A 13694-nucleotide genomic window follows, 5' to 3' on the forward strand; every position below is an offset into this window, starting at 1 on the left:
AAAAAAGGAGGCAGAAAGAACACATACATGGAATTAAATTTGAATTATGAGCCGGAAACCTTTGTTTCGGATATTACCGCACTTTCTAATGAGGAATGGCTGCAGTACCGCCGGCAGGGAATCGGCGGCAGTGATGCGGCAGCCGCCTGCGGTGTTTCTCCCTGGAAAACAGCACGGGACCTCTATCTGGAAAAGGCAGAGGGTGTATCCCATGATGAACCAGAGAAAAACTGGGTCGCATTGGAAATCGGGAAACGGCTGGAAGAATTGGTGGTACAAATCTTTATGCGGCAGACAGGATTAAAGCCCTATGCGGTACGGAAGATGTTCCGCCATCCATTTTATCCGTTTATGCTGGCGGATGTAGACTATTTTGTAAAAATCAGGGAAGACATCTACGTGGTGGAATGCAAAACCTCATTTTCTTACCGGATGGATGAGTGGGCAGATGGAAATGTACCACTGCATTATGAACTGCAGGGAAGGCACTATGCGGCTGTAACAAATACCAAAGGCATCATTTTCCTCTGCCTTCATGGAAACAGCGAGGATACCTTCCTAATGCGGAAGATTGAGCGGGATTTAAAACAGGAGGCGGATCTGATTGAGCAGGAAGCCTATTTCTGGAATGAGTTTGTTTTAAAAAGACAGGCCCCAGAGTACACGGAACCTTCTTCCCTTGTGATCAACAGCCTGAAAAAGCAGCTGCAGATACGAGAAGAGAAGACGGTAGAGCTCTCCAGAGAACTGTCACCTAACATTCTTACCTACCTGAAATTGAAGGAGAAAAAGGAAGAAGCAGATGCCCTCTCGCGAAATCTGGAAAAGCAGATTAAAGGAATCACCGCGCCAATCCGGAGCGCGTTAGACGACGCCCAGATAGGGCAGATTAAAATTGATGGTGTTTCTTATCAGGCGGGCTATACCAAACGGGTCATTACTTCTATCCCCAAAAACAAGCTGGAGGCCATGCGCCTGCTTCATCCAGATATTTATCAGGAGTATGGAAAAACCACGACTTCTTTCAGCTTCTACATAAAGGAAGAGAAAGCCGGGTAATGGAGCGGCAAACGTAAGGCGTGCAAAAGGGGGAATGTTTTGGCAAAATCCGAACAATTATTTTTGGAATTGGAACTGGCCGCAGCCCTTCGGAAACTGAAACGGAACCGGGAAAAGGTTCCTATGGACGTATTGAGAACAACTTACCGGGAAGGGTATCGGCGGCTGTTAACAGAAATCCGTGATTTAGGAGAGCTGTATATCAAAACACTGCTGTTTCAGGGGGCGGACGGTTATATCCTTACGGAAGATAAGCAGGCGATGTTTCAGGAAATTGAGCGCCTCATCAACCGTCCGGAAATTTTAGCAAAGTTCCAGCGGGCTTTGTTTCAGACAGCAGATCTGAGACTGGTGCAGGAAACGGCGCTTTGCTTAAACAAAGAAATCAAGAAAATTACCGGGGCCTATCAAGACCGGGCAAAAAAGAAAGGAGCCGCAAATGGAAAAACAGAACGGACAGGCGGCATGTGGCAGAAAGCTGTCGCTGCAGCAAAAAATGGTTGAAATCCGCAAGATGATACCGGCACTGACAAAGAAAACCTACAGTGAGGAGGTCAGCTATGACTTTGTCAAGATTGATGACATTTTCCTGTACCTGACGCCTGCATTGAACAAATATGGGGTCAATCTGGATATCTTGTCGGAAAAGGCCACGAAAACGGATGAACGTGGTAATCCGATATATGTGCAGTATCTGGCCCAGTCACAAATCTGGATGTATGAGGTGGATCTGACGCTGCGCTGGGTTAACGCGGATGACCCGCAGGATATGGATGAGAGGACCATCCATGCCATTGGCACCCATGAAATGCCGGATAAGGCAAAAGGGAGCGCATGGACCTATGCGCTGAAATACTATCTGCTGAACCGGTTTTGTATTGATCAGGGAGCAAGCGGTGAGGACCCGGATCTGTATTCCCATCCGGTCATTGACGATATTGAACATCAGACAGGGGAAAGTGAGGATGAAGTGTATGCGAATGAAAACTATGACAGACAGATGGAGCCGGAAGAAGAGAGACAAACGGCAGATCTGGGTGAATTCCAGACTGTGGAAGACGAAGAAATACCTTTTTCAGATGCAGAGCCGGCAGCTGCTGCGGGCAACACGGCCACACCCCAGAAGAGGGCAGAGATAACGGACGGCCTCTCCAGCATAAAGGGGGCTTCTATGCCATCCGGTACTGCAGGTTCCAACAGGGAGACGCAGACAAAACCGTCCCAAAAAGATGCGCAAACTGCCAGTAACGTCAACGCTGAAAAGCCGGTGAAACGGTCGGAATTCATTCCTCCGGCAAGTTCTCAGGTTCGCCCAGAAAGCGGGCGCATGGTGCAGCTTCCAAAAACAGCAGCAGCCAGCCAGCAGGATGGCATGACGGTGGAAGAAGCCAGTCAGGTCATCTGCCGATGTGGTACTTACCGGAACTGGCCCCTTGGCCGTATTGCGCAGGAGAAAGATGGAATCGAAACGTTAGAGTGGCTAGCCCATGATTATCGCGGAAAAGACGAGACTATGCGCCAGGGTGCTAGAATTCTGCTTCAGGCAGCCATGGCTGCGTAAAAGATAGGAGGTCTGTCTTATCAGCCCGTACAAGGTCGAATTTACGATTTCCGATGTTGCGGACCTTTTAGGAATTGAACGGCTTTCAGAAGGAAATGCCTTTGGCGTGGTATGCCCCTTTTGCGGCGACCGGCGGGGGAAGATGAATTTCCGTATTTTTAAAGGCGGAGAGCCGGCAAACACCTACCACTGCTTTAAATGCGGAGCCAGCGGAAATATGCTGACCTTGTACGCGGATGTAAGAGGCCTTTATGGTGCGGACCGGTACCGGCAGGCCTACCGGGAGATTAAGGAGGCTCTGCTGGGTGGAACTTATGCAGTCACGCAAAAAACGCAGCAAGAAGCGGTTTCCTGTGTGGAGGCCAGACCTGCCGAGCCTCAAAAGCTGGACCAGGTTTATCGCCGTCTGCAGGAACTGCTGCCGTTATCTGGCTTTCACAGGCAGAAGCTCCTGGAACGGGGCTTAACGGAAAAGCGGATTTCCGATTATGGATTTTGCAGCACACCGGTTTCCGGAACGGAGGGACTTGCGCGGAGGCTGATGCGGGAAGGATATTCCTTAAAGGGCATACCGGGATTTTTCCTCAATGGCCGCGGAAACTGGGACGCCGCTTTTTTTCGGAAAAACAGAGGTTTCCTCTGTCCGGTTTATGGGCTTGACCAAAATCTGTCCGGATTTCAAATCCGTCTGGATGAGCCGTATAACGGCCGGAAATATCTGTGGTTCAGCAGCAACAACCGAAATCAGGGGACCAGCAGCAAGAGCCCGGTGACTTTTTTAGGAGACCCAAACAGCAAAATTGTCTGCGTAACAGAAGGGATTTTAAAGGCGACCATCGCCCATGCCATGTCTGGCTATTCGTTTCTCGGTACGCCCGGCGTCAGCCAATATAAGGAAATGGAGCGAACGCTGAAGACATTAAAAGAGAACGGCCTGGAGGAAGTCTGGGAATATTTTGATATGGATAAGTTAATGGATGTATCCTGTCGGAGCGATTATAAGGAGCCGGTCTGCCATACCTGTCCTCAAAATGTGCAGAGCCTTTTGGAAATCTGCGAAAAAAAGGCACAGAAACGAGCCCAAATCCAGGAGGGCTGCAGGCACCTTTATGAGATATGCGGCCGTCTGAACCTTCGCTGTGTGCGGAAAATCTGGGATTTTGATGAAAACCATATCTGGAGAGGAGGATTAAAAGGAATTGATGATTACTGGCTGTACTGCCAGAGAAAGAGGAAGGAGGAACGGGAAAATGAATTTTTCAGAGCGGCTGCTGCTGGAAGCAGTATACCGCCATGCACGTAAAGATCTGGCGAAGGGTGAAGCAAAGACTGCCGCAGTGAAAGCAGCCGCATATGCCGCACTGGACACGATATACCGACGGGTGTATGGCTATCTGCAGGACTCGATTGTATTTTTTCTGGTGCTCATCATTATGATTGATAAAAGCCGGATGATTACGCAGGCACGTACCAAACAGGAACTGGCGGAAATTGTAAAGCCGTCCATACCACATTGGAATTATGGAACCTTCCGCGAAGGTCCTTATCATGTAAGGGCGGAGGAAGCGATCCTTTGGTCGAAAGCTTCCCTGGAAGCTCCATTAAACGAGGATGGCTTTAAACGGTATATGGAAGTATTCACGGAATTTTTTCCGGAATTTGAGAAAGAACTTTTAGGAACCAAACAATGACCATACAAAATGAGGAGGAACTACACATGGCGTTAAATCAGTGTACATTTTTAGGAAGACTTACCAGAGAGCCGGACATCCGGTATGCAACAGAAACCCAGATGCCCATTGCACGGTTCACCCTGGCAGTGGGGAGAGGAACGAAGAAGGAAAATGAAGCGGATGCAGATTTCATTACCTGCGTTGCCTTCGACAAACGGGCAGAGTTTGTAGAGCGTTATCTTGGAAAGGGAATCCGGATTGTTGTAAGCGGGCGCTTGCAAAACAATAACTATACGGATAAAGACGGCAATCGAGTATATGGGATGGAACTGCGGGCGGAGCATATTGATTTTGCGGATGGCCGGAACGAGGCTGGCGGAAACGGAAGCCAGCCGGAGCCCGGACAGGCAGCATCGCCAGCACGGCAGAATACCAGGCAGGCAGCGGGAAGGACTCCTGCACAGGGGACAGCGAATGCCGGAAACCGGGCACCAGTTCAAAGAAATGCGGCTCCCCAGAGAGGCACTGTTCCCAGAAGAGGTGCAGCACGCCCCACAGGAGCAGCCGGAAGCCGGACCGGAGCCGCGCCGGCCGCACGCGCAGCCAGCGCACAGGAAAGCTTTATGGATATCCCGCAGGGTGCGGATGAAGGACTTCCCTTCAACTAAATAAGGAAAAACCGACGGCTGCCAGAATGGATTCATTTTGGCAGCCTTTTTAGAACATGAAACGAATAAAGGAGCAGAATGGTATGAATATCAAACAGATTGAAACTCTGGCAGCAATTTTTCTGGGCTGTGCCCTGGGAAGTATTATCCTGCAGTTTGCCGCACCGATTCTTTTGGCAATCCTGGTCAGCGGCGCATCCCTTACGGTACCGTTTTTGATCTATCACCTGTTTGTAAGAAAGGGGTGGAGAATCCGCCTGGAGAGGGAAAAGGACGGCAGTGTTACACAAAAAGAGGAAGAAATTGAAAGCACATGGGACAAACCAGAGGAAACAAACAGGCCCAAAGCTTCAGAACAAAATCATGTGAATGAGCAGGAAGAGAATGATTCGGAGTCCGAGGAAGAGGCGGCTATGCTCTGGTATAACGAAACAGGGCGGAGCCGTTTGGATGAAATCGTGCAAAAATTAAACAGCCGCGGCGTTACCAGATGCTGGATTCGCAGCGATGGCATATGCAGCTATCGGACAGCAAAGGGATTCCGGCGAATCGGGATATTTTATGGATATCCTGGAAAATTATCAGCGTTAATTGCCGGACTTATGCGTGAAGATGGACTGACCGTTATGGAGCAGAAACGCTATCTTCGTCTATCCTGGGGACGGGAAGAGGAGGCGGCATGATGATATGTACATTTGAACATCAGCTGTACAAAAACGAGGGAAATGGCTATACCGTTGCCCGCTATATGGTAAGGAGTGCCGCTTCAGGTCGGTCAAACATGTCTTCAGTATTTACCGCAGTTGGAAAAGAGCTGCCCTGTATTGCCCATGCAGAGATTGAGATGGAAGGGAAATGGGTGGAAAGCCCCAAATGGGGGCCACAGTTCCGGGTTTCCTGGTTCCGGCTGATTCTTCCAAAAACGGAGGACGGGATTATCAGCTACCTTTCTTCTGACTTGATGAAGGGAATTGGATCGGTCACCGCGCGGGCAATCGTTAAAAGATTCGGTGTTCAGACGTTTGATGTTCTTGATAAAGAGCCGGAAAAACTTCTGGACATCCGGGGAATTACCGAACAGAAACTTTCTGTCATCCTAGAATCTTACTGGCAAAGTGAAGGTATTCGGGAACTGTTAGCCTGCCTGGCGCCTTTTCAGGTAACACCCAAAAAGGCGGAAAAGATTCAGGCACATTTTGGCGCCAATGCAGCCGCCATTGTTCGGGAAAATCCTTACCGCTTGTGTGAAGTAAAAGGGTTCGGATTTCTGACCGTTGACCCCATAGCCAGAGCCAGCCGGCAGTTTAAACCCAACGACCCGGCAAGAATCCGGGCGGCAATCCGGTATATTCTGCGGGAAGGTGAAAAGGAAGGAAATCTGTTCCTGCCAGGTACGGCAATTGTTGAGCAGGCTTATCCGCTGCTTAATCAGGGATTTTCCGAAGACTCCGTTACTCGGCCGGAAATTATGCGGATTGGAAATGAAATGGCCAGAGAGAAAATTGAGCTGGCTGCGGACGGTGTTAATATATTTTTAAAGGGAAACCGGCAGGAAGAACTGTATGCCGCCTATCATCTGGTACGTCTTTTAAAGGCAGAAACCGCAAAGCCAGATATTGAGCAGCCCTTGGAAGAAGCGCAAGCAGCCTTTGGAATTATCCTTTCCGAGAGACAAAAAGATGCGGTGCGGATGGTTTTTCAATCCAATGTTTCCGTCATTACCGGTGGACCTGGCAAGGGAAAAACAACGGTGCTGCGCGTGGTTCTGGAGGTCTTTAAACGGATTACGGGCAGAGAAGATTTTCTACTGTGTGCGCCAACCGGCCGGGCCAGAAAACGGCTTTCTGAAAGTGCCGGAGCACCGGCGCTCACTCTGCATAAGGCGATGTACTTAAACGGTGAGGAAGACCTTTCTGACTTAGCGGACAGTGAGGATCTTTTAGAGGAAGAACTCATTATTGCCGACGAGTTTACCATGTCGGATATGTGGCTGTCCAGCATTCTGTTTTCACGGGTAAGAAGTGGGGCAAGGCTGGTATTGGTAGGAGATGTGGATCAGCTCCCGTCCGTAGGACCGGGCGCCGTGTTTAAGGCGATTATTGACAGCGGTATTGTGCCGGTGACCGTACTGGATGTGTTTTTCCGCCAGGCAAAGGATTCAAGGATTATCCTGAATGCGGACCGGATGATTCGCAGCCAAAGAACTCTGATTTACGGTGATGATTTCCAGTTCCATCCGGCAGAAGATGATCATGAGGCCGCAAAAATCATTGCCTCCCTTTACCAGGCGGAACTTGTGAGGGCAGAAGGCAATCCGGATATGGTGCAGGTGTTGTCACCTTACCGGGTAAAGACAGAAGCCGGCGTCAATGCTTTAAACCGCATGCTCCGGGAGATTGCCAACCCTGCTTCAGCGGATACAGCACAATGGAACGTTGGTGGGCAGACATTTCGCATACAGGACAAGGTGATGCAGACAAGGAACGTGGATAACATATCCAACGGAGACATTGGAAGAGTGGTTCAAATCAGCCGGAGAAAGGACGGGAACCGCCAGCTGCAGGTTGATTTCGGCGAGGAGAAACGGATGTATCAGGAAGAAGACCTGGAAGACCTGGAATTTGCATATGCAACCAGTGTCCATAAAAGCCAGGGCGCGGAATACCCGGTTGTCATACTCCCGGTTTTAAAGTGCTTTTATCCTATGTTAAGGCGGGATATTTACTATACGGGAATCACACGGGCCAAAGCGCGGGTTCATCTGGTAGGCAGCAAATCGGCTCTGGCGATTGCGATCAGCCGGACGAATATTGGAACGAGAAATACCATGCTCGCGGAGCGGATCCAGGCGGAAGCCAAACGGCAGGGATATATTCCGGAGTGGAAAGCAGCATAGGAGGAATGAAATTTGGGACGTATTAAACTTTTTGAAAACTGGGCTTTTAACCGGAATCTGCCGGAACCATTTGCTCAGGAAATTGGAAAAACAGGAAAGAAATACACAACAGAATTTGAATGCCTCTCCAGGCATAACCACATGTTCAAGGGAAAGCGGGCAACGCTTCACGCAGCAACTCTTCAGGGCATTATGCATGCTGTCAACATCCTGACGGGAAAAGAAAATGGTGCGTTTGGTGTGCAAATCCAGAATGGAGATGTGAAACGATGCTATCTGGAGCATGAGCGGGCAAAAAACGGGGTTTCAGAGACCCATCTGTTAGTTTATGAACCGGCAAGCGGAGCCTGGAATGGGATGATTGCATCTGGTTCCACGCTGATCCATTATCCGCAGATTGGAGAGCGCGGGGCTTCCGGCTCTGAACTGTTTACCATGCTGCTTTTTGCCAGCATTACACAGGAAATCCGCTATGATTCGGAATGCGAGGAGGGATTTAGCCAATTCCGCCAACAAATGGAACAAGGCTATCCTGACATGGAAAAGGCTATGTGTGCGGCATTTATCCTCTGCGATAACTTTTATCGGAGAATTGAGAACGCGGAAACATTGAAGGGACAGGGACTGGTCTTTGACGGGGGATGCCTTCAGGCTGGCAATCTTCCGTTTATCACGGCCGCTAAGTTGAAGAATGGCGAATACGCTTTGACCAAAACTTATTACGGGAATTTTTGTGTATTCCAGGAAAAGCAGACAAAAGAGCGGCCTACGATTCGTGATATTGCCGGGAAATATAAAAGAAACCATCCGCTGACGAAAGCGGAGGAAGAGTTGGTGCCGGCACTGCCGGAAAACTATGAGGTTTCCCCGGAAACGCTGGAAATCGTGGAAGCGGTCTGCCAGACCCCCATGCGGGTCTTTATGATGGCAGGAGAGGCCGGCACGGGAAAGACTACCAGCGCAAAAATGGCAGCGCAGCTTTTAGGTCTCCCTTATTACTTTTTTACCTGTGGAGAGGCCACAGATGAAGTGGATTTGGTGTCTTCCATGATTCCCAATACGGGGCGCAGGGATTCGGTTGTTCCAGCTGTTTTCCCATCGTTTCAAGATATGAAAATGGATCCGGCAACCGCTCTGGAGCGAGTCACCGGAATTTATGAGGAAGAAACGAAAGAGGAGGAGGCATTTCAGCGAATTTTAAAAACGCTGTACGAACAGGGCTACCAGTGCGGGCAAAAGGAAAAAGACTATGTTTTAGTGGAATCCAGCATTGTGACCGGATGCCGCAGGCCATCTTTGATTGAGATCCAGGAGCCTTCGGTCATTTCAAAGCCAGGAACCCTGGTAAAACTCAATGGCCTTTTAGATGACGGGGCAGCCATTACACTTACAAACGGCGAGATTGTGCATCGGAATCCGGACACGGTGATTATTTTGACCACCAACATGGATTACCGGGGCTGTAAGGGATTCAATGAATCGGTCCTATCCCGCATGCGGATGATTCTCTACTCTGAACCCTTAACACCGGAAGAAATGGTCGCCAGAGTGCAAAAACGGGTAGGAAATGCCAATCAGGCGCTATTGGAAAAAATGGCGAAAACCGTATGCGAGATACAAAAGTATTGCCATAATGAAATGATCGCCGGCGGAGTATGCGGCTACCGGGAGTATGAGGACTGGGTTTGGGCCTATCTGATTCAAAAGGATGTGTGCAAGGCCGCCCTGCATACCGTGATCGCAAAAGCCTCTCCAAATAAGGAAGAACGGGATGAAATCTATAAAACACAGATTCTGACAAAGTTTCAGGAGAAGAATGAAACGCCCATCATGCAGGCGGCATAAACAGGAGGGAGAATTTGAATACAAGAAACAGGACGGCTGATTTTAGGAAACGGCTGAAAATCCGAAAAGAGCAGATTATAGACCAGGAACTATTTGTTTCTGAAGCCTACCGGGCGCCTCTCTGGCGCCTGGCAAAGGCGTTGGGCCAAAAGCCTTTTGTAACACTCGTAATCTTTTATGATGAGAGTCCGGGAAGCCAGGCTGCCTTTACCGATGGGAGCCAGATTACTCTGAATACAGGGAATCCGATTTCCCTGACTTTTCCCAGCAGGGAGGGAAGGGCCATAAGCCATGAAGGACTGATTGCCCATGAATGCGGTCATATTCGCTGCTCGGATTTTAACCGGCGGTCACAGTATGTGAACGGGTTCCAAAAAGGTCTTTGCTACCCGGCGGTTCCAGAGCAGCATGACGCGGCAGACCGGAGAGCCTGGAAAGAAATGAAGGAATATCTGGAGCAAAAAAATCCCGTTGCTGTATTCTGGATCCGGAAAATAGCGGCCCATCTGAACAATATTCTGGAAGACGTCTATATTGAGGCGTTTATGTGCCGGGAATATCCCGGCACGGTGCGAAATGCAATTCAGAAGAATGCAGAAATCATCATCCGTAAGATTCCATCCCTGCAGGAGCGAAACGCGGCGGACAGCAGCGAACTTGACATCATGATAGACTTGATTTTTCGCTATGCGCGGGCTGGAAAAACCGATGAAGAAGCAACATATCCAAAGCGATATCAGAATTGTCTGAACCGCTGTAAACGCTGGATTGACGATTCCACCAGAAACGATGACCCGGATATCCGCTACCACGCCACCAATCAGCTGATATTAAAGCTTTGGAAGTATATAAAAAAGGTGATTTACAGCGCAGACGCACAGATTGAAAAAGAGCAAATCAATCCAGCACAATTACAAAAATGGCTGGATGAATACTGGAAAGACAAGGTGCACTGGGTGAGTTTGTCGGAAGCAGCAGCGGAAAGAGAAAGTGTGTCCGAACCACCAGAAGGGTGGAGCGGAAGCCTGGAGGGGACACCTTCCATTAAGAAATCGACGAAGAACGAGGTGCCGGACGGACAAATGGCGGATTCCCAAAGGCCGAATCCGAGTGGGAGCAAGGAACAAGCGGGTACCGATGAGAGAGCAGACAATCAGAAGGGGAACGACCTTTGGAACATCTTAAATGACCTGCCAAAGGCCTTAAACCAGCTGGCCAGTTCTATGGAGGCCAGGGAGGAGGAGAGTGAGCGAAAGAATGTTCTTCAAGAGGAGCTAAAGGACATTCCCCAAAACAAAATCCATGCAGGCCGTCGTTACCAGTTTCACCGTGAGATTGATATTTCTGAAAATTCATTCCGTAATTACCATAGGATAGCTGGGGAGAGCAGGCATACTGCAAAGCGCCTGGAAAAACTTGCGGAGGAGATTCTGCAGCGGAAGGAAGGAGGAACCTTAAAAGGCCTTTACATGGGAAAACGGTTAAGCAGGGGAGAACTCTACCGAAGAGATGGAAAGCTGTTTGAGAAGAAATTACTTCCAGAGGAAGAGCCTTCCCTTGCATTTGCGGTTTTAGTGGACGTTTCCGGCTCCATGAATGGCGAACGGATTGAGAACGCACGAAAGACAGCGCTGGCGCTTTACTGGTTTTGTGAGGCATTAAGCATTCCTGTTCTGGTATATGGTCACAGTACTCACGATACCTATTGTTTTTCAGCGGACGAAGTCGTGGATATCTGCTCCTACGCGGAGTTTGACTCCATTGATGGAAATGATGCGGTTCGGATTGCCGGAATGGAAACCATTGGCTGCAATCGGGATGGTGCGGCATTGCGCTATGTGGGAGAGCGGCTGTCAAAGCGGGAGGAGGAAGTAAAAATCCTTATCCTGATTTCCGACGGTAAGCCAAATGGGAAAGGATATTCCGGGGAACCGGCACGAAAGGACCTGCTTGAAACGAAACATTGCCTGGAAAAAAGGGGGATACATCTCTTTGCTGCGGCAATCGGGGAAGACAGGGAATTAATTGAGAACATTTATCAGAACGGTTTTTTGAATATTTCTGATTTGGAGACCATGCCGGTAAAGCTGAGCAAACTTTTAATGGCCTATTTGCGCTAAAGGAGGAAACGGATGAAGCAGAACGAAAAGAAAGAAAAGGACTGGTCCAAAGAGGAGTCCTGGCAGATTGCGGTATATAAGACGGATAAGGCATTGCTGGAATTGTGCGACAGCCTGAAACCGTCCTCCAGGCTCTTCCCGGCCCACATCCATGCGTCCGGAGAAAAGTCAGAGGGAGGGGAACGCTCCTTAATCCGTGTCAATATGCTGGATTACAGCAATGGCACCGGAGAAAATAAAATTTCTGTATCCGATAATTTAACGCCGGAGGATGTCCGGTATATTTATTCCGTACTGTTCAGCCACCTGTTGGACTTTGACTTCCATCAGGAAAAGATTTTTGGCGATCCGAATGAAAACGGGCAAAGTATTGTGCGCAAGATGACGATTAGCCGATATGATCTGGACAGCCAGGGAGAAATCCGAAGGTATCCATGGTATGTAGAAATTCAAAATGGAGTTGGAACCATGGCATACAATGCCAATGGCGGAAGCTATTGCGAAAAGGGGACCTATCAATGTCAAAAGAAAGTTTCAATATACTTAAACGACCGGGATATGTTTGCTCTTTTCGCACGGGCAGAAGCCTACATCCGAGCCTTTGAGCTGGAATATGCCTTCCGACAGAACCGGATTGGGAACTTTACCAGCTTGTACTATCTGCTGAAGCAGGAAATCCAGCAGATTCCGGAATATTTGCAGGAAGGGGAGCTGGCGGCATAACCGGACATACGGTATAGGGGTAGGAGTTCATTGTTTGTTCACCGTAAAAATGTGGAAACTTTCAAGAGAATATGATATGATAAAGAAAACGGAGGAGATGATACAGCTTGCCAGAAGCAACGATTGCAAAACATATCCGTGTAGCAGACGATAAAGCAAACTATGACGCAGCATGTAAACGGCTGTTGTCTGAAAAGATTATTTTGGCATGGATCATGAAACATTGTCTGGAAGAATTCCGCAATTTTGATGTTGATGAGATTGCTCAGAAATACATCGAAGGACAGCCTCAGGTTGCGGATATTCCAGTAAATCCAGATGAAGGGGAGCTTGATAATCACCCAATGATTTCCGGCATGGAAACAGAGGATGTGACCATGACAGAGGGCCTGGTAACCTATGATATCCGTTTCAGGGCAGTGGTCCCGGTGTCAGGGGAATTGATCCAGCTCATTATCAATATTGAGGCGCAAAACGATTTTTATCCAGGGTATCCCTTAATCAAACGAGGGATTTACTATTGCAGCAGGATGATTTCTTCCCAGTATGGGAAAGAGTTTACAGAATCCCATTACGAAAAGATCAAAAAGGTCTACAGTATTTGGATTTGCATGAATCCTCCTAAAAACCGTGAGAATACCATTACGCGGTATTATGTTGAGGAAGAGAATCTTGTTGGAAAGGTAAAAGAAGAGAAGCGCAATTACGATTTGCTGACAGCAGTGATGATTTGTCTGGGCCAGCCGGAAGATTTGGATGAAGCCGGCGTTTTAAGATTATTGAACGTGCTTCTTTCTACCGAAACGAAACCGGAAGAAAAGTGTCATATATTAGAAAATGATTTCTTGATTAAGATGACTCAAAGCTTAGAAAGTGAGGTGTCGCTTATGTGTAATCTTAGTGAAGGCGTTGAGAGAAAAGGGATTGAAAAGGGGATTCAGCAAGGAATTCAGCGGGGAAAAATATACGGTGTAATTGAAGCGTACCGTGACCAGGGAATGCCCGAAGCAGAAATTTTAAAATGGATTCAGAAAAAATTTACAATGACCGTGGATGAAGCCAAAGAATATATGGCGCACGAAGATGGAAAGTAATCATGGTGCTCTGATTGTATTAAGTCAAATTGGGCCGGATAATCTTTTTTCAAAA

Annotated in this window: 12 protein-coding genes; all 12 read left to right on the top strand. The window is 48.5% G+C overall.

The window, feature by feature from the left end; genetic code table 11:
- Positions 1-27 precede the first annotated feature (27 nt).
- The 12 genes from B5E84_RS04530 to B5E84_RS04585 all read left to right on the top strand — a co-directional run bounded on the left by B5E84_RS04530 (position 28) and on the right by B5E84_RS04585 (position 13639).
- On the top strand, positions 28-1059 hold the full coding sequence (locus tag B5E84_RS04530) for a YqaJ viral recombinase family nuclease (protein WP_087220043.1): 1032 nt from the start codon (positions 28-30) through the stop codon (positions 1057-1059).
- 123 nt (positions 1060-1182) lie between these two features.
- Complete coding sequence (locus B5E84_RS04535; protein ID WP_143469172.1) at positions 1183-1563, top strand: hypothetical protein; 381 nt, start codon at positions 1183-1185, stop codon at positions 1561-1563.
- Positions 1499-2620 (top strand): ERF family protein, encoded by a 1122-nt coding sequence (locus B5E84_RS04540; protein WP_087219842.1) that lies wholly within the window; start codon positions 1499-1501, stop codon positions 2618-2620. The genes B5E84_RS04535 and B5E84_RS04540 overlap by 65 nt, the downstream gene beginning before the upstream one ends.
- Before the next feature lie 142 nt (positions 2621-2762).
- Positions 2763-3923, top strand: coding sequence for a primase/helicase family protein (locus B5E84_RS04545; RefSeq protein ID WP_242963293.1), 1161 nt, complete (start codon positions 2763-2765; stop codon positions 3921-3923).
- A complete protein-coding gene (locus B5E84_RS04550) occupies positions 3871-4311 on the top strand; it encodes a hypothetical protein (RefSeq protein ID WP_204248537.1) in 441 nt (146 codons plus the stop codon). Before B5E84_RS04545 ends, B5E84_RS04550 begins: the two co-directional genes overlap by 53 nt.
- 26 nt (positions 4312-4337) lie before the next feature.
- On the top strand, positions 4338-4961 hold the full coding sequence (gene ssb, locus B5E84_RS04555) for a single-stranded DNA-binding protein (RefSeq protein WP_162612804.1): 624 nt from the start codon (positions 4338-4340) through the stop codon (positions 4959-4961).
- Between the two features lie 83 nt (positions 4962-5044).
- On the top strand, positions 5045-5644 hold the full coding sequence (locus B5E84_RS04560) for a hypothetical protein (RefSeq protein ID WP_087219851.1): 600 nt from the start codon (positions 5045-5047) through the stop codon (positions 5642-5644).
- Positions 5644-7857 carry an SF1B family DNA helicase RecD2 gene (gene recD2 / locus B5E84_RS04565; RefSeq protein WP_087219854.1) on the top strand — a complete coding sequence of 738 codons (2214 nt, stop codon included), beginning with the start codon at positions 5644-5646 and terminating at the stop codon, positions 7855-7857. The genes B5E84_RS04560 and recD2 overlap by 1 nt, the downstream gene beginning before the upstream one ends.
- 240 nt (positions 7858-8097) lie before the next feature.
- The gene (locus B5E84_RS04570; RefSeq protein ID WP_242963294.1) at positions 8098-9702 is read left to right on the top strand and encodes a hypothetical protein; all 1605 of its coding nucleotides are present in this window, start codon (positions 8098-8100) and stop codon (positions 9700-9702) included.
- Between the two features lie 14 nt (positions 9703-9716).
- Positions 9717-11822, top strand: a complete 2106-nt coding sequence (locus B5E84_RS04575) for a VWA domain-containing protein (protein ID WP_087219860.1) — start codon at positions 9717-9719, stop codon at positions 11820-11822.
- 12 nt (positions 11823-11834) lie between these two features.
- Positions 11835-12545, top strand: a complete 711-nt coding sequence (locus tag B5E84_RS04580; protein WP_087219862.1) for a hypothetical protein — start codon at positions 11835-11837, stop codon at positions 12543-12545.
- A 107-nt stretch (positions 12546-12652) separates the two neighbouring features.
- Positions 12653-13639, top strand: coding sequence for a hypothetical protein (locus B5E84_RS04585; protein WP_087219865.1), 987 nt, complete (start codon positions 12653-12655; stop codon positions 13637-13639).
- The last annotated feature ends 55 nt before the right edge of the window (positions 13640-13694 follow it).

This window comes from Lachnoclostridium sp. An14 (genome assembly GCF_002160755.1).
Lineage (GTDB): Bacteria > Bacillota > Clostridia > Lachnospirales > Lachnospiraceae > Lachnoclostridium_A.